General features: G+C 32.5%; 23 protein-coding genes. 16 read left to right on the top strand and 7 right to left on the bottom strand.

The genetic code is table 11. From position 1 onward, the window contains the following. Positions 1-25 precede the first annotated feature (25 nt). Complete coding sequence (locus EQG68_RS10755; RefSeq protein ID WP_129464891.1) at positions 26-871, top strand: isoaspartyl peptidase/L-asparaginase; 846 nt, start codon at positions 26-28, stop codon at positions 869-871. Positions 872-1038: 167 nt separating this feature from the next. Here EQG68_RS10755 and EQG68_RS10750 read toward each other — a convergent pair whose 3' ends face one another. The 3 genes from EQG68_RS10750 to EQG68_RS10740 are packed head-to-tail and all read right to left on the bottom strand — an operon-like array spanning position 1039 to position 3931. Beyond that, positions 1039-1650 (bottom strand): response regulator, encoded by a 612-nt coding sequence (locus tag EQG68_RS10750; RefSeq protein WP_129464890.1) that lies wholly within the window; start codon positions 1648-1650, stop codon positions 1039-1041. After that, positions 1647-3449: an ATP-binding protein gene (locus EQG68_RS10745; RefSeq protein ID WP_129464889.1), complete on the bottom strand. Its 1803-nt coding sequence runs from the start codon at positions 3447-3449 to the stop codon at positions 1647-1649. The genes EQG68_RS10750 and EQG68_RS10745 overlap by 4 nt, the downstream gene beginning before the upstream one ends. Continuing rightward, positions 3449-3931 (bottom strand): hypothetical protein, encoded by a 483-nt coding sequence (locus EQG68_RS10740; protein ID WP_129464888.1) that lies wholly within the window; start codon positions 3929-3931, stop codon positions 3449-3451. The genes EQG68_RS10745 and EQG68_RS10740 overlap by 1 nt, the downstream gene beginning before the upstream one ends. Positions 3932-4307: 376 nt before the next feature. On the opposite strand from EQG68_RS10740, the gene EQG68_RS10730 reads away from it, so the two are divergent. Next, on the top strand, positions 4308-4691 hold the full coding sequence (locus EQG68_RS10730; RefSeq protein WP_129464886.1) for a pyrophosphohydrolase domain-containing protein: 384 nt from the start codon (positions 4308-4310) through the stop codon (positions 4689-4691). 57 nt (positions 4692-4748) lie between these two features. Here EQG68_RS10730 and EQG68_RS10725 read toward each other — a convergent pair whose 3' ends face one another. Beyond that, positions 4749-5816, bottom strand: coding sequence for a branched-chain amino acid aminotransferase (locus tag EQG68_RS10725; protein WP_129464885.1), 1068 nt, complete (start codon positions 5814-5816; stop codon positions 4749-4751). 302 nt (positions 5817-6118) lie between these two features. Between EQG68_RS10725 and EQG68_RS10720 the strand changes: the two genes are divergently transcribed. The 5 genes from EQG68_RS10720 (at position 6119) to EQG68_RS10700 (ending at position 8883) form a co-directional block, all read left to right on the top strand. After that, entirely contained in the window at positions 6119-6616 is a 498-nt protein-coding gene (locus EQG68_RS10720) for a DUF4920 domain-containing protein (protein ID WP_129464884.1), read from the top strand. Continuing rightward, on the top strand, positions 6616-7071 hold the full coding sequence (locus EQG68_RS10715) for a hypothetical protein (protein ID WP_129464883.1): 456 nt from the start codon (positions 6616-6618) through the stop codon (positions 7069-7071). Before EQG68_RS10720 ends, EQG68_RS10715 begins: the two co-directional genes overlap by 1 nt. A gap of 3 nt (positions 7072-7074) precedes the next feature. Continuing rightward, positions 7075-7734 carry a tRNA (5-methylaminomethyl-2-thiouridine)(34)-methyltransferase MnmD gene (gene mnmD / locus EQG68_RS10710; protein ID WP_129464882.1) on the top strand — a complete coding sequence of 220 codons (660 nt, stop codon included), beginning with the start codon at positions 7075-7077 and terminating at the stop codon, positions 7732-7734. 58 nt (positions 7735-7792) lie between these two features. Then, positions 7793-8584, top strand: coding sequence for a TIGR00266 family protein (locus EQG68_RS10705; protein ID WP_394343613.1), 792 nt, complete (start codon positions 7793-7795; stop codon positions 8582-8584). 101 nt (positions 8585-8685) lie between these two features. Continuing rightward, complete coding sequence (locus EQG68_RS10700) at positions 8686-8883, top strand: hypothetical protein (protein WP_129464880.1); 198 nt, start codon at positions 8686-8688, stop codon at positions 8881-8883. Between the two features lie 33 nt (positions 8884-8916). Here EQG68_RS10700 and EQG68_RS10695 read toward each other — a convergent pair whose 3' ends face one another. Continuing rightward, the gene (locus EQG68_RS10695) at positions 8917-9861 is read right to left on the bottom strand and encodes a LysR substrate-binding domain-containing protein (RefSeq protein ID WP_129464879.1); all 945 of its coding nucleotides are present in this window, start codon (positions 9859-9861) and stop codon (positions 8917-8919) included. A gap of 107 nt (positions 9862-9968) precedes the next feature. Between EQG68_RS10695 and EQG68_RS10690 the strand changes: the two genes are divergently transcribed. From EQG68_RS10690 to can, 4 genes are all read left to right on the top strand, one after another. After that, positions 9969-10448, top strand: coding sequence for a Dps family protein (locus EQG68_RS10690; protein WP_129464878.1), 480 nt, complete (start codon positions 9969-9971; stop codon positions 10446-10448). Positions 10449-10625: 177 nt separating this feature from the next. Further along, positions 10626-10805, top strand: a complete 180-nt coding sequence (locus EQG68_RS10685; RefSeq protein WP_129464877.1) for a hypothetical protein — start codon at positions 10626-10628, stop codon at positions 10803-10805. Positions 10806-10871: 66 nt separating this feature from the next. Further along, positions 10872-12470 (top strand): SulP family inorganic anion transporter, encoded by a 1599-nt coding sequence (locus EQG68_RS10680; protein WP_129464876.1) that lies wholly within the window; start codon positions 10872-10874, stop codon positions 12468-12470. Between the two features lie 25 nt (positions 12471-12495). Continuing rightward, the gene (gene can / locus EQG68_RS10675) at positions 12496-13131 is read left to right on the top strand and encodes a carbonate dehydratase (protein WP_129464875.1); all 636 of its coding nucleotides are present in this window, start codon (positions 12496-12498) and stop codon (positions 13129-13131) included. A 26-nt stretch (positions 13132-13157) separates the two neighbouring features. On the opposite strand, the gene EQG68_RS10670 is transcribed toward can, so the two are convergent. Both EQG68_RS10670 and EQG68_RS10665 read right to left on the bottom strand, forming a co-directional pair. Further along, a complete protein-coding gene (locus tag EQG68_RS10670; protein WP_129464874.1) occupies positions 13158-14354 on the bottom strand; it encodes an LETM1-related biofilm-associated protein in 1197 nt (398 codons plus the stop codon). An 83-nt stretch (positions 14355-14437) separates the two neighbouring features. After that, positions 14438-15526 (bottom strand): M42 family metallopeptidase, encoded by a 1089-nt coding sequence (locus tag EQG68_RS10665; RefSeq protein WP_129464873.1) that lies wholly within the window; start codon positions 15524-15526, stop codon positions 14438-14440. An 86-nt stretch (positions 15527-15612) separates the two neighbouring features. Between EQG68_RS10665 and EQG68_RS10660 the strand changes: the two genes are divergently transcribed. From EQG68_RS10660 to EQG68_RS10635, 5 genes are all read left to right on the top strand, one after another. Continuing rightward, positions 15613-16311, top strand: coding sequence for a DUF4294 domain-containing protein (locus tag EQG68_RS10660; RefSeq protein WP_317125520.1), 699 nt, complete (start codon positions 15613-15615; stop codon positions 16309-16311). 1412 nt (positions 16312-17723) lie between these two features. Further along, on the top strand, positions 17724-18479 hold the full coding sequence (locus EQG68_RS10650; RefSeq protein ID WP_129464870.1) for a hypothetical protein: 756 nt from the start codon (positions 17724-17726) through the stop codon (positions 18477-18479). A 36-nt stretch (positions 18480-18515) separates the two neighbouring features. Next, a complete protein-coding gene (locus EQG68_RS10645; RefSeq protein ID WP_129464869.1) occupies positions 18516-18923 on the top strand; it encodes a DUF5675 family protein in 408 nt (135 codons plus the stop codon). Between the two features lie 18 nt (positions 18924-18941). Then, positions 18942-19202 (top strand): hypothetical protein, encoded by a 261-nt coding sequence (locus tag EQG68_RS10640; protein WP_129464868.1) that lies wholly within the window; start codon positions 18942-18944, stop codon positions 19200-19202. Continuing rightward, on the top strand, positions 19195-19380 hold the full coding sequence (locus EQG68_RS10635; protein WP_129464917.1) for a hypothetical protein: 186 nt from the start codon (positions 19195-19197) through the stop codon (positions 19378-19380). The genes EQG68_RS10640 and EQG68_RS10635 overlap by 8 nt, the downstream gene beginning before the upstream one ends. Positions 19381-19510 lie beyond the last annotated feature (130 nt).

The raw sequence follows: 19510 nt of genomic DNA, 5'->3' as shown, positions 1-19510 counted from the left end.
TCTGTGTTCTTTTTAATTTTCAATTATGTCTAAAATAATTATTCACGGTGGATTTTTCTCGGAATCATCAACAAATCTTGAAACCAAAATTGCTAAACAAGAGGCATTGTTGCGAATTGTTAAGGATTCATATGAGTACCTTAAATCACACACAGCGTTAGAAACTGTTGTTTTTGCTGTTTCTTTATTAGAGGATGATGCATTATTTAATGCCGGAATAGGTTCACAAATTCAAAGCGACGGAAAAATAAGAATGAGTGCGGCATTAATGGATGGAACTTCCATGAAAATGAGTGGAGTGATTAATATTGAAGATGTAAAAAACCCCATTCAAGTTGCAGAAGTTTTGATGAATGTTGATGATCGAATTTTGGGAGGAAGTGGAGCCACAAATTTTGCCAGAAAACATGGTTTTGAAGTTTTCTCAACCGAAATTCCTCAACGAAAAGCAGAATATGAAGCGAAATTAAAATCAATCGGTACCGGAACGGTAGGTTGTGTGGCATTAGATTCAGACGGAAAAATTGCTGTGGCAACTTCCACAGGGGGAAAAGGGTTTGAAATTCCTGGACGCATTTCGGATTCAGCTACTGTTGCCGGAAATTATGCCAATGCGTTTTGTGGCGTGAGTTTAACCGGAGTAGGTGAAGACATTGTGAGTGGGGCAGTAGCAACCAAGATTGTAACCCGAGTAACTGATGGATTTTCGCTTGAAGCCGCTTTTGAAAAAACCTTTAACGAACTCAAACTTTTTGATGGATTTGCCGGAGCAATTGCAATTGATTATAATGGAAATATTTATCACCAAGATTCTCATCCAAGTATGGTTTTTGCCAGTTTTGATGGGAAAAATGAAGAGGTTTTTAAATAATACTAAAAAAACAAATGAAAAATACCTACTTATAGGGATGTTTTAGTAATATTATATAAACTAACTTTGCTGAAGTTAATTAGTTAATTATTAACAAACCGTGTTAGTAGTTTTTGGAAATTTAGTTGAAAGTCCCAATAGAAGGGACTTTCGCTTTTTAGAATGGTTTAAAAATCATATTTTCTCTCCACAGCAAAGCGAATTAAATCCGTTTTTCCGTGAATGTTCATTTTTTTGATGATGTTTTTTCTGTGTGTGTCAACCGTAGTTTTACCAATAAATAAAGTATCTGCAATTTCTTGTGATGTTTTGCCTTCTCCTATGAGCTGTAAAATTTCTTTTTCTCTTTTACTGAGTAAAATTTCTTCTTTTGTAATTGAATCGTGAGTTGTGATGGCATCATCAAAATAAACTCCACCTTTCGCAACAGTTCTAATGGCTTCTAGTACTTTTTTTAGTGAAGAGTTTTTAAGTATATAACCTTTTGCACCTGCAATTTGCATTTGATTAATGGCTTCCGTTTGTTCAAACATGCTAAAGCCAATTACTTTTGTATTTGGATATAATTGCATAATTGATTTGGTAGCACAAATTCCGTCACATTTTGGCATTCGAATATCTGTTAAAACGATATCAGGACGTTTTTTTCGAACTATTTCTATCAATTCTTCGCCATCATTGGCTTCGCCAACCACTTCGATATCAGGCTCGTATTCAATCATAAGTTTGATACCATCTATTAACGCTTGATGATCCTCTGCAATTACAATTCGTATCATAATGGAATATCGATTATAATGGTAGTACCTTTATCCTTGATGGAATCAATCGAAAAAGTTCCGCCCATTTGTTCTACTTTCTTTTCAATGTTTTTTAACCCCATGCCATCGCTTGATTTTATCTTTTTTGGATCAAAACCAATACCATTATCTTCAATGATTAAATTAATATCGGTTCCGTTATGTTGCGTTAAATAGATATTTACTTCACTTGCTTTGGCGTGTTTAATGATGTTGGTACACAATTCCTGTATCATTCTAAATAGACTTACTTCTAATTTATTATCTAATCGGTCTTTTAAACCAAAAGGAATGACATTCATTTCTAAAAGATTTAAAACACTCATTTTGTCTGCCATTTTTTTAACAGCCGGAACTAAACCTTCATTTCCAATAATTCCTGAGTTTTTTAAATGTGCCATGTCACGCACTTTTTGATAGGCTTCTTCAATTAATTCATCTGTTTTTTCGTAGAGTTTGTTTTCTTCTTCAATCAATCCTTCCTTTTGGCGTTTTAAATTTTGGAAATTTAATTTCAAGGTGGCTAACATACTTCCTAAATTATCATGCAGTTCATTGGCTAATTTAATCCGTTCATTTTCTTGACTTTCCAACATTAAATCAATATTTTGAAGTTCATATTCCTTTAAAGTAGTGGCTAATTTTTGTTTCTCAAGAAGCTTTTCTTGTTCGGCAATTAGTTGTTTCTTTTTTGCATTTTTAACGGTTAATAACGAAATCACAATAATCGAAATCAATACACCCACCAGTACAAAAAGTACTAAAAGATTGATTTTTCGTTTACTTTCTAATAAACTATTTTTATTTTTTAAAGCTTTGTTTTCAAGGTCTTTTTCCTTGGTTTCATAGTAAATTTGTAGCTCTGATACTTTTATGTCTTGTAATTCTGCGTTAATTTTATTTTGTAATGAAGTATGTTCAAAAAGATGGTTATAAGCCTTTTCATATTCCTTTAATGCTTCAAAATTGTAGGATAAAAATTTATGAATAAGAGATTTTGTGTTGTCTTTATATTCGGTTATTTCAATTTCGTTAGCTTTATTTAATAATTGTATAGCCTTCGGGTATTCCCCTTTATAATAATAGGCTCCGGCTATGTTTATGTAATTAGTACAAATTTCATCCAAATCATTTTTTTGAATTGATATTTCTAAATTTTTATTGTAATAGTATAATGCTGAATCTGGTTTATTTAGTTTCTCACTATATAATACTCCCAAATTATTATTAATTGTGGTAAATGTTTCTTCGTCAAAATCTTTATTGTTGTAATAAATGGCCTTTTTAAAATATTTTTTACTTTCTTCAGGATTTTCCTCAATTAAAGTTGATGCCCAACTACAATATCCTTTTGAAATTAATTTATTTTTTTGAATTTCTTTGGCATATGTAATATAGTCTTCAATTATTTTCTTTGCTTTTTCAAAATTATGCTTTTGTGTACTAAACAAGTACGCAATTTCAAGATTCACATCCATCGCCTCTTCTTTTTTTCCGGCTTCAAGGTATTTTAATCTTGATTTTGTTAAATATTCAAAAGATTTGTCTTCTTGATTGTTTTTACTGTGGGCAATAGCAATGTATTTGTAAACTTTTGCTAATTCCTCTTCATTATTTATCGATTGAAAAGGTGTTAAATATTTAATTACAGAGTAATTTCTTCCCTCAGCTGATTTTTTTTCAACCTTTTTATAATCAGGAGTTTGTGAAAAGACAAACCCACTCGTTATGAAAAAAATAACGTGTGGGATTATTCTATTAATTTTTAAAAATATCATTATTTCTTAATAATACTCATTCCTATGGTTCTCGGTCTTCCTAATATTGGAGATCCTTTTTTTTGGTAAGCATTTGAGATATAAAAACTTTTAAATTTTGCTATACCGTAATATTTAAAAACATTATCTTTAATTTCACGAATACTATCACTAGAAATATCATCGTCATGCACTAGTAAAACCAATATCTCAGGCTGAGATAGGTCTAAAACAGGTTCATTATACTCTGAAATAATAGTGTCGTTTTTTAAATCTATCTCAAGTTTATATTCATAATTATTGATTTCTTGAATTTCTGTGTTTGGTCTTTTTAAATTTATCATTAAAACATTTAAAAAATGATTTATGGAAAGTTTTACAGATAAGTTGTAAAAACTTAATTCACTTTTAGGTACTATTTCAGCTGGTATTCCTAACTCAAGAGTTATTTTATTATTTTTCTCATTGTAATACCCAATAGCTGTGTAGCGTAAATCTTCCATAATTTTTTTGTTTTAAAGTTAGACACTTCAAAAGTCGAAAGTAATTTACAAAAAAAAATCCCTACAAATAGGGATTTTTAAGTTTTGCTTATTTTTTTAAATACAACTTGATGAGAAACAATAAAAATATAAAAAATATAAACCCCAAAAGCACTTTAAAACTTCCTTTGTAATGCAATTTATGGAGCGATAAATCTTTTCGATATACATAAATCATCACCGCAATAAAACATACCACAAAAAAACCTGCAAAGATCAGCTGACCGGTTGAAAACATAACTTTAATTTTTTCAACAAAAATAGTTAATTGTTTTTGAAAAGCTCATTCAAACCACATTCTAAAAAAAGTTATTTTTATCAAAACAAATAGAAAAGTATGCAAAAACAAATTTCAGCCGTCAAAGATTTTCATACGGCATTCGGATTAGGTTTTAAAGAAGAGCCAACTGTTAATTTAGGTGAAAATAAAAATTTACTTCGTTTTAACTTAATGAAAGAAGAAAACGAAGAATATTTAGAAGCTGCCATGAATAATGATATCGTTGAAGTGGCCGATGCATTAGGTGATATGTTATACATTTTATGTGGAACCATCATTGAACACGGTTTGCAACACAAAATCGAAGAGGTTTTTGATGAAATCCAACGCAGCAACATGAGCAAATTAGGTGAAAACGGAAAACCAATTTATAGAGAAGACGGAAAAGTGTTAAAAGGACCAAATTACTTTAAACCCAATTTTGAAGCCATTCTAAAATAAAAAATCAGTTGTCGGTTTCCTTAAACAGATAACAGAAAACTGACGACAGATAACCGACTAAACTTTCACCGTCCAGCCAAAGGTATCTTCAGCTAATTTATATTGAATGTTGGTCAATTTTTCTTTTAATTGTGAAGCATATGAATTATCCATTTTTGGTAATTCATAATAATTATCCTGGTATGAAAATCCAACAATTGGATTTACTACAGCTGCTGTTCCGGCACCAAAGATTTCTTTAAGAGAACCATCTTTTGCGGCTTCAATTAATTCGGCAACTAATAATGAACGGACTTCTACATCGATTCCGTCACGTCTTGCAATATCAATTAAACTTTTACGAGTAACGCCATCTAAAATTCGTTCTCCGGTTGGGGCTGTGTATAATGTATCATTAATTCTAAAGAAAACATTCATCGTTCCGGCTTCCTCCAGTTTGGTATGTGTCGCATCGTCAGTCCAAATAATTTGCTGAAAACCCCTTTCATTAGCCAATTTGGTTGGATAAAATTGAGCTGAATAATTCCCTGCCGCTTTCGCCGCTCCAATTCCGCCATTTGCCGCTCTACTATAATGTTCGGCAATAATTACTTTCACTTCCCCCGAATAGTATGAACGAGCCGGAGAAAGTATAATCATAAATCGATATTGTGTTGAGGGTTGAGCAATGACGCCAGAACCAATAGCAATCATAAAAGGTCTTATATATAAGGTGTTTCCTTTTCCTTTTTTCACCCATTCTCGTTCTAAATCTAAAATAGCTTTTAATCCACCGATAAAAATATCTTCGGTTACTTTCGGCATAGCCAAGCGTTTTGCCGAGTGGTTAAAACGTTTAAAATTCTCATCCGGTCTAAATAGCCAAACATCATCACTTTCATCTTTATAGGCTTTCATTCCTTCAAAAATAGCTTGGCCATAGTGAAAAACTTTTGCCGAAGGGTCAATCATAAATGGTTCATACGGCTTAATAATCGGTTTTTGCCAAGCTCCTTCTTTAAAATCACAAATCAACATATGATCTGTAAAAATATTTCCAAAAGTGAGATTTTCAAAATCTACACTGCTGATTTTTGAGGTGTTTGCTTTAACTATATCGATTTCGTTAATAAGATTTGAACTCATTTAAGTATAATTTAAAAATAAAAAATTGAATTAAATAATTGATAAACAGAGATTTACAAAATTAAATAACGAAGAGGTAAAAAACGGTTTATGATTTGGCTAAAATATAAAAAAAACAATAGTTTTTTGATAGTTTTATAAAAACATCACAAATTCAAACTACTTTTTTACATTTCTTTAAACTGAGTATAAATTATTGAATTTTTAGCATTTTGAACTAAAATATATTGAAAATTTAATTTGAAAAGAATTAAACTGCTTATTTTTGTATTTCATTTAAGTAAAGTTAAAAAAGTAAGATAATGAAAAAAACAATTTTAATGGCTATTGCAGTTTTCACCATGATAGCCTGTAAAAAAGAAGAAACGAAAGAAGTAACTGCAGTTGTTCCAACCGAAAATTTCAAGTCATTTGGAGATTCAATTACCGCCGATGGTGTAATTTCGAAGGAAGAACTCTTAGCTAAGTTTGAAACCTTAAAAGAAGGCGATACGGTAGAAGTAAAATTTCGTTCAGAAATAAAAGATGTTTGCCAAAAGAAAGGTTGTTGGATGAACATGAGTTTAAATGATGAAAAAAATGCTTTTATCCGTTTTAAAGATTATGGTTTTTTTATGCCATTAAACGCTGCCGGAAGCGAAGCAATTGTAAACGGTAAAGCTTTTATTTCTGTTGAAACGGTGGATGAATTGAAACATTATGCCAAAGATGCCGGAAAATCACAAGCGGCAATCGATTCTATTACGGAACCAAAAGTTTCTTATTCTTTTTTATCTGATGGCGTATTAATCAAAGAATAATGAAAAAATATTTAAGTACTGCATGTTTGGTTTTGTTCTTTTTTAGTTGTCAAAATAAAAGTGAAACGACTAATGAAGAAAAAATTGATTCTACTGCAACAACCGAAAAAAAATCGTTCGAAATGTATGAGCTGTCCGAAATGGCTTTGCTCATGGAACAAATGTATGTGGATAACCAACGATTGAAGGAAAGAATCGAAAAGGGGGAAACAGTGGGTGAATTTCCCTCACATTTTGCTAAAATTCATGAAGCCATAATGACAGATCCTTCAGAAAATGACGCTTTTTTTAAAGAAAATGCTCAAGTTTTTTTAGCGGCTCAAGAAAAGATTTACAACGATCCGGCAAATGCTAAAGAACATTATTCTAATGCAATCCAAGCTTGTATTTCTTGTCATGAAGTGAAGTGTTCAGGACCCATTCCTAGAATAAAAAAACTACAACTTAAACCGTAAAATTTGAAAAGAGAAATTATAATCACTTCCGATGGTTCCACTTCCATCCATTTGCCGGAGTGGGAGGAAAGTTATCATTCCAAACACGGAGCCATTCAAGAAGCCCAACACGTATTCATTAAAAACGGATTGTCACTTTGTAAAGGGCAATCCGTTTCTGTTTTGGAGATTGGTTTCGGAACCGGTTTGAATGCATTTATAACCTTTTTAGAAAGTCAAAAAAACAATCAAAACATTGATTATGTGGGTGTAGAAGGTTTTCCAGTTTCACCCGAAGAAGTAATTCAAATGAATTATGTTAATCAACTGAATGCGAATCAATTTGATTTAGAATTTAAAAGAATGCATACGTCTGATTGGGAAGAAAATGTAACAATTTCAGAACACTTTCGACTAACTAAGCGACAGCAATTTTTCAACGAGATAAACGATCAAAACCAATTTGATATCATCTATTTTGATGCTTTTGGGTATCGTGTTCAACCGGAATTGTGGAGTGTAGAAATATTTACCAAAATGTTTGAAGCATTAAAAGAATGTGGGATTTTGGTTACCTACGCTTGTCGCGGACCGATAAAAAACGCCATGAAAGAAGCCGGTTTCAAAATTGAAAAGTTGGTTGGACCACCTGGTAAGAGGGAAATGTTGAGAGGGTGGAAGTAGAAGAAGTTGTCTGTCATCAGTTATCAGTTGAATAAATATTACTCAAAAAATTATAAACATGTATAAAGTCACAGATTATACCATTTACGGGGAAGAAATGCAATATGTTGAAATCAGTTTAAGTGCATCAGAAGCTGTTGTGGCCGAAGCCGGTGGTTTTATGATGATGGAAGATGGAATTCGCATGAAAACCATTTTTGGCGACGGAAGCGATGCCGGCGGAATCATGAACAAATTGTTTTCGGCAGGTAAACGATTGCTTACAGGCGAAAGTTTGTTTATGACATTATTTGAAAATACATATCCCAATCAACGAAAAATATCTTTTGCTTCGCCTTATCCGGGAAAAATTTTACCCATCAATTTAAATGAAGTTGGCGGTAAATTCATTTGTCAAAAAGATGCTTTTTTATGTGCCAACCAGGGTGTAAAAATCGGAATCGAATTTTCCAGAAAATTAGGTAGAGGCTTGTTTGGCGGCGAAGGTTTTATCATGCAAAAATTAGAAGGAAGCGGTATGGCTTTCATTCATGCCGGTGGAACTATGGCAAAAATTGAATTACAACCCGGCCAAATGATAAAAGTAGATACCGGTTGTGTGGTAGGATTTACACAAAATGTAGATTATGATGTACAGTTAGTAGGAGGAATCCGAAATACTATCTTTGGTGGTGAAGGATTATTCTTTGCTACTTTAAAAGGTCCCGGAACCGTTTATATTCAATCCTTACCATTTAGTCGTTTAGCAGGTAGAATCTGGGCTGCTGCACCTCAAGGGGGTGGAAAACACAAAGGTGAGGGTAGTCTTTTAGGTGGTTTAGGTAATTTATTAGATGGTGATAATCGTTAAACTTTCGCTAATTGATATGTTAAAAAATAAAGAGATAATTTTATTTTTATTAAATTTACCAAACGTTCTTTAAAACCAAATTCTACATAAAAATCGAAAAAATGACAAGACCGATGTTTGCTTACACTAAGAAAATCTTAGAAAGCGTAAGTTTTGATCCTACACTTTTCAGTAAAGAACTCGTAAAAGCAATGAAACAGTTATTGCCTTACGAAATTGAACAACTAAAAGATTGGTTGTTAAACTTTACAAAAGAAAAACCTGAACTAAAGAATTGTTTAATTTATGTTAATCTATAAAACTAAAGGAGCCTAAATAGCTCCTTTTTTATTTTATTTCTTTTGTATTGGACTAATAATTTGAATATCTTGAAAAGCAATCGCTCCTCTAACCACCCCACTAATTACATGGCGTAAAGCATCAATAATATGAATTTTTAATTCATTTTTCGGGTAAATTAAACTCACTTCCCGTGCCGGTTTTGGATCTTTAAATTGTCTGAGTTTTGCTTTGTCTTTATCTTTTAAATCTAAGGTATGCAAATAAGGTAGAAGTGTGGTACCTAGACCTTCATCGGCTAATTTAATTAAGGTTTCAAAGCTTCCGCTTTCAATATGAAAATTAAATTTATCAGAGTTTCCCGGGTTGTTTTTACATAAATTTAAAATGCCATCTCTAAAACAATGTCCGTCTTGAAGTAATAAAATTTCATCTAAATTCAAATCAGATACTTCAATTTCTTTTTTATCAAAAACCGAATGACCTTCCGGAATGTAAGCCACAAATGGTTCATAAAATAAAACAATTTCTTTTATTTTTTCTTCTTCCAATGGCGTCGCAGCAATGGCGGCATCCAAATGACCGTTTTTTAACTTTACAATGATTTCATCCGTATTTAACTCTTCTATAATTAAGTTAACTTTCGGGTATTTTTTGATGAAATTATTCAAAAACATTGGTAATAAAGTTGGCATCACGGTTGGGATTATTCCTAATCGAAACTCGCCTCCAATAAATCCTTTTTGCTGATCTACAATGTCCTGAATTCGATTGGCTTCGTTCACAATGTTTTTCGATTGATTCACAATTTTTAAACCGATTTCAGTAAGTTGAATCGGTTTTTTTGTCCTATCAAATATCTGTATGCCAAGTTCTTCCTCAATTTTTTGAATTTGCATGCTCAAAGTGGGTTGCGTAACAAAGCATTTTTCTGCGGCTAAAGTGAAATTTTTATGTTCAGCTACAGCTAACACATATTGAAGTTGAGTAATGGTCATCTTTATAGTAAATTTTGATGCAAAGATAAAAACTATCAATTTTAGTTATACTACAAATCGTATTATTTTTTGTAAATTTATTATATAATAATTAACAATAGAACACAATGAAAACGAATAGTTTAGGGTTAGATTTAAAGAAAACGGAAGTTTTAGCTGCTGAATTAAATATTTTATTGGCCAATTTTCAAGTTTATTATCAAAATTTGAGAGGTTTACATTGGAATATTAGAGGTAAACGTTTTTTTGACTTACATGTAAAATTTGAAGAGCTGTATAACGACAGTCAATTGAAAATTGATATGATAGCCGAGCGTATTTTAACATTGGGCGGCAGACCATTGCACACTTTTGAAGATTATATCAAAAACAATAAATTATTTGTTGGAAAAGATATTTCCAATGATGAAGATGCTGTAAATTTAATTGTGAACGCATTAACGCAGTTATTAAAAATCGAAAGAGTTATCTTAAAGCAGTCGGATGAAGCGTTAGATGAAGGTACTAATTCCATGATGAGTGATTTTATTAAAGAACAAGAAAAGACCATTTGGATGATGAAGGCTTGGTTAGAAGAAGAAATTTAGTTAAATTTTTTTTAAATTATAAGTTTTTTTTAACAATTGAATTTGTTAAAAGGTATATTTGTAACAATGAAGTCAGTAGTTTGCATAATGATTTTTCTTTTTGTTACATTTTTATCTTTACCGACAGTTTTAGGTATAATCGATAATAATGAAACAGATATGTCAATGATTTATAACATGTCTGAAGAAGAAGAAGTACACAAAACTTATAATATCAAAGAAGCTTTAAAAACAAACAAACAAGTTTTTCAAATTAGCTTTGAACTACCTTTTGAAAAAAAAATTGTTTTAGAAAATCACATTCAGTACGATACTGTATTTGAAGAAATCTTTTCTCCACCACCTGAATTATTATAATGAATGTTATCCGCTACCCAGCGGTGAAATTAACCAATTGTTTTTATTCATTATATTTTAAGGTCAATGACAAAAAAAAATAATCTTTTAGGTCATCTAAAATCAGATTTTGCATCCGGTTTGGTGGTATTTTTAGTCGCACTTCCTTTGTGTTTAGGAATCGCTTTAGCATCCGGTGCTCCACTTTTTTCCGGAATTATTTCCGGTATAATCGGAGGAATTATCGTTGGATTTTTAAGTAAATCTCACATTAGTGTAACTGGGCCGGCCGCTGGTTTAACTGCAATTGTATTAACAGCTATTTCTGATTTAGGTGCTTACGAAGTTTTCTTAACGGCTGTTATAATCGCAGGACTATTGCAACTACTTTTAGGATTTCTAAAAGCAGGAAGTATTTCTAATTATTTCCCAACCAATGTGATCGAAGGTATGCTTGCCGGTATCGGTATAATTATTTTTCTCAAACAAATTCCACACGCTGTGGGTTATGATAAAGTGGCAGAAGGTGACACTTCCTTTTTTGAAAAAAGCGGATCCAACATGTTTGAAACGATTGTTGATGCGTTTAATTACATCAATTATGGTTCCATTATCATCACATTAGTTGCATTAGCTATATTAATTTTATGGGATAAAGTACCGTTTTTGAAAAAATTAAAATTAGTTCCGGCGGCTTTAATAGCTGTATTTTCCGGAATCATCATCAACGAAATTTTTATTAGAACAGGAAGTACACTTCAAGTCTCAAAGGATCATTTAGTTTCGCTGCCTACGCCTTCTTCGTTTGAGGAATTCAAGGCCATGTTTGTGTTACCGGATTTTTCTATTTCAGTTTTATCTAATCCAAAAGTTTGGATTGTAGGAGTAACAATTGCCATAGTTGCCTCCATTGAAACGTTACTGTGTATTGAAGCTTCCGATAGAATGGATCCCTACAAACGTTTTACAAACACAAATGTTGAGTTAAAAGCCCAAGGAATTGGGAACTTGTTAAGTGGTTTAATTGGGGGGTTACCAATGACTTCAGTTGTTGTTCGTTCTTCAGCCAATGCCAATGCAGGAGCGAGAACTAAATCATCAACTATTATACATGGTTTTTTATTATTAATTAGCGTACTCGCCATAGCCCCTTTTTTAAATAAAATTCCTTTAGCAACTTTAGCTGCAATTCTATTATTAATTGGATATCGATTGGCTAAACCTGCTCATTTTATACACTTCATTGAAAAGGGGAAATACCAGTATTTTCCGTTTATCGCCACGGTAATTGCCGTTGTTTTTTTAGATTTATTAAAAGGAGTGGCATTGGGAATGTTAATCAGTATTTTCTTTGTTCTAAGAGGTAATTTTAAACGAGCATACTCCTTTAAGAAGGAAGATTATCATAACGATGATGTGATTCATATTCAATTGGCTCAAGAAGTTTCATTTTTAAATAAAGCTGCCATAAAAAATACGCTGAATAATATTCCTGAAAAATCAAAAGTGGTGATTGATGCCTCTGATACAGTTTACATTGCACATGATGTTTTGGATTTGATTGAAGAATTTAAAAACATCAGAGCTGTTGATGATGAAATTGAGGTGCAATTAGTTGGGTTTAAAAAAGCCTATAATTTAGATAATACCGCAGAAGGGCAGCACGTTTCATTAAAAAAAGAATAATCTAACAAATAAATAAAACAAAAAAATGAGTGATTTTTATAAAAAAATAATAGAAAACAATAAACAATGGGTTGAAAATAAACTAAAGTTAGACCCAAGTTTTTTTGAAGGTTTATCTAAAGGTCAAAATCCACCCTTATTATGGATAGGATGCTCTGACAGTCGTGTTCCTGCAAATGAAATTATTGGTGCTGCACCCGGTGAAGTTTTTGTGCATAGAAACATTGCCAATATGGTCATTCATAGTGATATGAACATGTTGAGTGTATTGGATTATGCGGTGAATGCTCTTAAAGTGAAACATGTTATCGTTTGTGGACATTATGGATGTGGTGGTGTTAAAGCGGCCATGGGAAATAGTTCTATCGGAGTAATTGATAATTGGATCAGACATATTAAAGATGTTTATCGTTTTTATCAATCGGAGTTAGATGCCATTGAAAATGAAGATGATCGTTTCAATAAATTTGTTGAATTAAATGTAAAGGAACAAGTTTACGATTTAGCTAAAACATCCATTGTTCAATCGGCATGGAAATCTGGACAAGAATTAACCATACACGGTTGGGTTTACGGACTAAACTCCGGCTATGTAACCGATTTAGGCGTAAACTTCAAAAATAACGATGAGTTAGACGAAGTCTATCAGTTAAAGTTCTAAAGATAAGCCATCTTCGGATGGCTTTTTTATTGGTCCAAATTTTCATTAAATGCAGACGGTAGCATTTGAGGGATGAACTTTATCAAAATTGGTAATAGTAAACTTCCACCGGGTAGTAAAAAAATGGTTAACGATGGTATTGTTTTACAAACATCCAACAGTTGCTTTTTCATTCTTTTCTTTTCATTAGTATCAAGTTCTCTGGTGGTTGAAGCCGCAAGTAGTTTTACCAAATCTTTGCTTTCTGTTAATTCCTTCAGTAATCTTTTTTTGTTTCGTGTAATCAACATTACTACACTTTGGGTAGTTTGATCATAAAAATGCTTGATGGGGTTAGAATAGTTGAAATAGGGAATATCGTTTCGGTATTTTTTAATAAACTCATCAATCACAGTTAAACTTTCTATAATATAAAAATGCTCTAATTTTAAAATAGAACCTAAATCATACAAAAAAGCAACTTCATTTTTTTCCATTTTTTCATCGCTCCAAATTGCCATTCCTGCTAGATCCATGAGGTAAAATTTTTCTAAATCGTTTTCAAGAAAACTAAAATTTAGAGCATTCAAATCACTAATCTTAAACCCTGAAAATTTAGTGTAACGAACAGACGTTTCAAATAATTTAATCAACAAATCATCATAATGCGATTTGTTTGATTTTATTGTTAACGAAAGCGTTACTACACCCACAATAATTTCTTCTAATTTTTGAACATAATCTTTGGTTAGTTCTCCTTTTATCAAAAAATTATAGAAAGCTAAAACGTCAATAAATAAAAGTGCATTCGTAACAATGTGCGAAAAATTTTTGCTCACAATGTTATCATTTGTTTGCACCCTGGAATCAATTATTTTTTCTAATTGTATCGCTTTACTTTCAGAAGGTAAAATTTTTTTAAAAAAAGAAAATCCTATCGGGTGCATGAGGTTATAAAAATCAAAAGCCAAATCAATAAATTTTGATTTTTCAGGATTTTTTTCAACTAACTGATAAATACCAAACAGCGAGTTCAACAAGGCTACTTTAGATACTTCTTCAGATGTCCAGCCATCCATCAACAAAGGCTCTCGCGTGTTAATAGAAACCACATGACCATAGATAAAGCCCGTTTCTCTGGTCTTGCAATAAAAATCTTTGTTGCTGTACAAATTGGTCGTATTCAACAAATGAGATTTGCTGAAAAATTTATCCACCCAACCTTGTGCAGAAGGATTAATCATTGTTTTAATTTTTATGCAAAGCTATCATTTTTAAAACAAAAATTCCCGAAAAACGGTATCGGGAATTTTAAATTTTGGTTATTTTATTTGAAGTAGGAGAATGTTTCATTGTTCTCAATTTTCAATAGAGATTCATAAATTAAACGAATCACATTTTCCACATCGTCCCGATGAACCATTTCCACAGTTGTATGCATATAGCGTAATGGCAGGGAAATTAAAGCAGAAGCTACTCCGCCATTACTGTAGGCAAAAGCATCGGTATCTGTTCCTGTAATTCGTGACGAAGCCAATCGCTGAAACGGAATTTTCTTTTCTTCTGCCGTGTTAATGATTAATTCTCGCAAGTTATTTTGAACTGCCGGAGCATAAGTAATCACCGGACCTTTTCCGATTTGAGTTTCACCTTCAATTTTTTTGTCAATCATTGGCGTGGAGGTGTCGTGACATACATCGGTGACAATTGCAACGTTTGGTTTGATGGTTTTGGTAATCATTTCGGCACCACGCAGACCAACCTCTTCCTGAACAGAATTGGTAATGTATAATCCAAATGGTAATTTCTTTTTATTTTCATGTAAAAGCCTCGCTACTTCTGCAATCATAAATCCGCCCATTCGATTATCGATGGCACGGCAAACAAACTTATTTTGGTTCAATACCATAAATTCATCCGGATATGTGATAACACACCCCACATGAACCCCCATTTTTTCCACTTCCTCTTTCGTGGAACAGCCTAAATCAATGAATAAATTATCAATACGTGCTGTTTCTTCTTTGCCCCGGTTTCGGGTGTGAATGGCAGGCCAACCAAAAACACCTTTTACGATTCCTTTTTTGGTGTGTATGTTCACACGTTTGGAAGGAGCAATCTGGTGATCGGAGCCACCATTTCGTATAACATAAATCAATCCGTTATCAGTAATAAAATTTACATACCACGAAATTTCATCTGAATGACCCTCAATCACAACTTTGTAGGGAGCATCTGGATTGATGACACCCACAGCCGTACCGTAAGTGTCTGTTATAAAAGTATCTACATACGGTTTTATATAGTCCATCCAAAGTTTTTGACCTTCAGATTCATAGCCGGTTGGTGAAGGATTGTTTAAATAATTTTCTAAAAATGCGAGCGATGATTTTTTTAGTATGGTTTTTGCTGACATAGAATTTGTATTTTTTTGCTAAAATATAAATAAGATAACACAGTTATAGTATAAATCTTTACTTTTGATTTTTATTTATGAGAAAAATGAAACCTAATATATTGTTTATTCTTTTCTTGCTTATCACAAGTGTCTCTTTCGCACAAGAAGAAACTAAGAAAGATTCTACTGTGATCTATTATTTAATAGGTAATGATTCAATTTTAAGAACTTCTTTGGACTTAGAAGAAGTTGTTGTAACCGGAAAAAAATCCAATAAAGAAGACGAAGACCGTAAAAAATTTCTGTTGCTTCAACAACGGGTGCTTAAAGTTTATCCTTATGCTAAATTAGCAGCCGATAACTTAACCAAGTTAAATCAAAACATGGGTAAGTTAAAAACTGAAAGAGAAAAAAAGAAGTATTTTAAAATTGTCGAAAACTATCTTGAAAACGAATTCGAAGAACAGTTAAAAAAGTTATCGCGTAAACAAGGTCAAATTTTAGTAAAATTAATTCATCGACAAACCGGAAAAACAACCTATACGCTTGTAAAAGATTTAAAAAGTGGGTGGAAGGCCTTTTGGGCTAGCAATACTGCCAAAGTTTTTGACATTGACTTGAAAGAAGAATACAATCCATTTGCTGTTACCGAAGATTTTCTTATTGAGAGTATTTTGATAAAGGCTTTCAATGAAGGAAGATTGCAAAGACAACCACCTGCAAAATTTATTGATTATGCAGAACTTTCTGCTACTTGGAAAGATAAAGTTCAAAAAGCAAAAGACAAACAGGCTGAAAATTAATTTTTTATATTTTTAATTATTTTTTGAACGAACTATTTATAAAAAGTTAAGTCTTAAATGCTTAAAAATAGCCTTTTATCGATTTTATTTTCCTATCAACAGAAATATTTTTTTAAACTGTATTACTATTCTACTTTTGAATCACCATAAGTTAAGTAGGTTAAGTTTATGGATAAATTTGGGGCAAAAAGGGTGAAAGTAATTTCACCTTTTTTTTTGGAATGAACTGTAGCAATAAAAAAGACTTTTGAAATCAAAAGTCTTTTTCGTGTAGTGGTTTTTGGTTTTTGGAATTATAACTTACAAATAGTAGTCCTAAAAAAAAAAAATTTGGAACATTAGCATAAATTTAAAATTGTGGATTTTTTACTTTTGGAAGAGCAAATGTATAAATATTAGTTGGAATACTTAAAAAAAGCTCCTCAAAAAAGAGGAGCTTCCTCCCAAATTTATTCTTAACCCTATAAAGGTAACTTAGTTTCAAAGGTAAACAAAACCAAAAGTGTGACCTAGCAAAATGTTTTATTTTCGATGAAATGCGTTAATTAACAGAATGTTAAGATTAACTTTTTTGCAATATAGAATATCATTTTCATAAAAAAAATTCGGAAATAAGTAAACCCAACTAAGGTATTGATATTCTTCTGAAGTAATTATAATAAAAAAAGCCTTGTAAATCAATTGATTACAAGGCTTTTGCGGAGAAAGAGGGATTTGTATTTTTAGTAAAAAGGTCAATAAAATATAGACTTTTAAGGACTAAAAATTTTAGTGACACCTCAACTGACACCTCTTAATATGGTTTCAAATGTATCAAATTCAATGATACACAAATTTAAACAAAGTATATTGAATATCATAATATTCAGTTCAATATTTAGTACTGTTTACATGAATATTATCCAATAATTAATGGCTCTACTTGTTCATATTTTAAGCTAGTATAATGGCAGAACTCTTCTATACTCACAAACTCATTTTCAAGCTTATTAAGGTCTTTTCTAATCTTTTGTAACAATCTAATGCTTTGACGGTAGGACTTACCTGTAATACGTTGTATGTCCTTTGGGTAGATGCATATTCGTTTTGGTTCTGTTTTCATACATTATCCTTGGTTATGACTTGGCTTTGAGTAGTCTTTGGGTTGGACTTGTTTTTACTTTTCAAGATTTAAAGTTACTGAAAAATATGTTTCCATTTATGGGTGCAATTTACTTCAATTTTGATAGTGCTTTACGTGTCATTTGTGTTGATATGTGACATTTATACCTTTGATTGTCATATGGTATATAGCCGTTAACTAATCTTTTAATTTAAGTTTAATATTTGCATCGAAATCAATCGAGAGGGTTGCAACCGAATGTGGATTGAGGGAGTGTGAAAATGATTTATGAATTAAAATTTTTGAAATTATGGCTAGACAGAGAGGCATAATTAAATTGAAAGGTACTATCGGGGATATTACCTTTTACAAAACCCAGGATGGGCACTTAGCTAGAGAAAAAGGCGGAATTGACGCTAGTAGAATCGCGAGTGATCCTGCGTTTCAGAGAACGCGTGAGAATGGGGCGGAGTTTGGTAGAGCAGGAGCAGCCGGAAAGGTTTTGAGAACTTCTTTGAGAGCTTTGCTTTTGAATTCTGCTGATTCCAGAATGGTGAGTCGTTTGACGCAACGGATGGTTAAAGTAATTCAGGCGGATGCTGTGAATGAAAGAGGTTTGCGGAATGTGATTGACGGTGAAGCGGAATTGCTAACCGGTTTTGAGTTTAACATTCGTGGGAAACTTGGTACTAGTTTGTATGCACCCTTTACAACCAACATTGACCGCGTTACGGGAGAGTTGACTGTTGATGTGGCTGCGTTTGTACCAGCAAATATGATTGCAGCACCTACCGGAACGACCCATTTTAAAATCATCTCTGCGGGAGCGGAAGTTGATTTTGAAGCTGAAACGTTTGTGGTTCAAAACTCTGAAACGGCTATTTTGCCATGGAATGCCGTTCCAACAGTTGCTATTAACCAAGTGAATACTGTTACACCTAACAGTACAAAACCGTTGTTTTTAGCTCTTGGGTTAGAGTTCTATCAAGAAGTGAATGGGCAAATGTATCCTTTGAAAAATGGAGCGTTTAACCCTCTTTCTTTGGTTCAAGTAAGCGGACTGTAATCTGAAGTTAGTCTTTAAAAATCAGAAAATTTAAGTATGGTTTTAGTGCTAACAAGAACTTATTTCCCCGAAGGAACAAACGGAAAACTCGAATGTGAGGGAAGATTGATTTGTAACACCATCGAATTGCCATGGCGAAACAATGAAAGAAGAGTTTCCTGTATTCCGGAGGGGGAATATTTTATTGAGAAACGATACAGTTTGAAATTCAAATGGCATTTGCATATTTTGGACGTTGAAAATCGAAGTTTGATTTTGTTCCACCCGGCTAATAATGCTTTGAAAGAGTTAAACGGCTGTATTGCACCGGTAACAAAGTTATCGGGTCCAGGTTTAGGACTGTTCTCCCGAAAAGCATTTACTAAACTAAAAGATCAAGTTTACAAAGCTTTGGAAAATAAAGAGTCCGTTTTATTGATTGTTCAATCTACCTACACGAAGTAGGTTTTAATACTTAGCGTCATGAATATAGCTAAACGAGCAAAAGCTCCCACCCCTAAGTTTTTCAAGATTTTGCGTACCATTGGCCTTACTTTATTGGGCATTAGTGGTTCTGTAATGGCTGCACCGGTTGCCTTACCGGCAGCTGTAGTTAGTGCAGCCGGTTATATTGCAGTTGCCGGTGGAGTCATGTCAGCAGTTAGTCAAGTAACTGTTGAGGATTCTGCCAAAAAAGAAGCTGATGATGAAGGTCAGCCCAAAGGAGGCGAACCTGATGGCTAGTTTTAACAATACATTGTCTTTAAAAGTCGGAACTGCCGGCGGAACCCTATTGAGTATCGTTCCAAATATTACTTCAGTTGATGTTTTACGAACAATAATTTTAGCTATTATTGGTGCAATTGTTAGTTTTTTTGTAACCTTGTTGCTCAAATGTTTAACAAAATCTAAAGAAAAATAATTCGGTTTTGATTGGTAACCTTTACCGAATAAAAAGAAAACCTAGTCGCGAGACTAGGTTTTTTTTGTAGTTTTTACTTTAAATGATTTTGAAAGTTAGATAGAGAAAGTTCTAAGTTGCAAAATTATAT

It is taken from the genome of Flavobacterium piscinae, from assembly GCF_004122145.1.
Taxonomy (GTDB): Bacteria; Bacteroidota; Bacteroidia; order Flavobacteriales; family Flavobacteriaceae; genus Flavobacterium; species Flavobacterium piscinae.
The sequence above is the reverse complement of the archived record's forward strand: the minus strand, read 5'-3'. Positions and strand labels throughout refer to the sequence as shown.

Coding starts and splice junctions, on each gene's coding strand:
- can (WP_129464875.1), top strand. CDS start 12,496: ATGAGTGATTTTTATAAAAAAATAATAGAAAACAATAAACAATGGGTT.
- EQG68_RS10740 (WP_129464888.1), bottom strand. CDS start 3,931: ATGGAAGATTTACGCTACACAGCTATTGGGTATTACAATGAGAAAAAT.
- EQG68_RS10715 (WP_129464883.1), top strand. CDS start 6,616: ATGAAAAAATATTTAAGTACTGCATGTTTGGTTTTGTTCTTTTTTAGT.
- EQG68_RS10745 (WP_129464889.1), bottom strand. CDS start 3,449: ATGATATTTTTAAAAATTAATAGAATAATCCCACACGTTATTTTTTTC.
- EQG68_RS10695 (WP_129464879.1), bottom strand. CDS start 9,861: ATGACCATTACTCAACTTCAATATGTGTTAGCTGTAGCTGAACATAAA.
- EQG68_RS10660 (WP_317125520.1), top strand. CDS start 15,613: ATGAAACCTAATATATTGTTTATTCTTTTCTTGCTTATCACAAGTGTC.
- EQG68_RS10700 (WP_129464880.1), top strand. CDS start 8,686: ATGACAAGACCGATGTTTGCTTACACTAAGAAAATCTTAGAAAGCGTA.
- EQG68_RS10680 (WP_129464876.1), top strand. CDS start 10,872: ATGACAAAAAAAAATAATCTTTTAGGTCATCTAAAATCAGATTTTGCA.
- EQG68_RS10750 (WP_129464890.1), bottom strand. CDS start 1,650: ATGATACGAATTGTAATTGCAGAGGATCATCAAGCGTTAATAGATGGT.
- EQG68_RS10720 (WP_129464884.1), top strand. CDS start 6,119: ATGAAAAAAACAATTTTAATGGCTATTGCAGTTTTCACCATGATAGCC.
- EQG68_RS10665 (WP_129464873.1), bottom strand. CDS start 15,526: ATGTCAGCAAAAACCATACTAAAAAAATCATCGCTCGCATTTTTAGAA.
- EQG68_RS10685 (WP_129464877.1), top strand. CDS start 10,626: ATGTCTGAAGAAGAAGAAGTACACAAAACTTATAATATCAAAGAAGCT.
- EQG68_RS10670 (WP_129464874.1), bottom strand. CDS start 14,354: ATGATTAATCCTTCTGCACAAGGTTGGGTGGATAAATTTTTCAGCAAA.
- EQG68_RS10635 (WP_129464917.1), top strand. CDS start 19,195: ATGGCTAGTTTTAACAATACATTGTCTTTAAAAGTCGGAACTGCCGGC.
- EQG68_RS10755 (WP_129464891.1), top strand. CDS start 26: ATGTCTAAAATAATTATTCACGGTGGATTTTTCTCGGAATCATCAACA.
- EQG68_RS10725 (WP_129464885.1), bottom strand. CDS start 5,816: ATGAGTTCAAATCTTATTAACGAAATCGATATAGTTAAAGCAAACACC.
- EQG68_RS10645 (WP_129464869.1), top strand. CDS start 18,516: ATGGTTTTAGTGCTAACAAGAACTTATTTCCCCGAAGGAACAAACGGA.
- EQG68_RS10705 (WP_394343613.1), top strand. CDS start 7,793: ATGTATAAAGTCACAGATTATACCATTTACGGGGAAGAAATGCAATAT.
- EQG68_RS10690 (WP_129464878.1), top strand. CDS start 9,969: ATGAAAACGAATAGTTTAGGGTTAGATTTAAAGAAAACGGAAGTTTTA.
- EQG68_RS10650 (WP_129464870.1), top strand. CDS start 17,724: ATGGCTAGACAGAGAGGCATAATTAAATTGAAAGGTACTATCGGGGAT.
- EQG68_RS10730 (WP_129464886.1), top strand. CDS start 4,308: ATGCAAAAACAAATTTCAGCCGTCAAAGATTTTCATACGGCATTCGGA.
- EQG68_RS10640 (WP_129464868.1), top strand. CDS start 18,942: ATGAATATAGCTAAACGAGCAAAAGCTCCCACCCCTAAGTTTTTCAAG.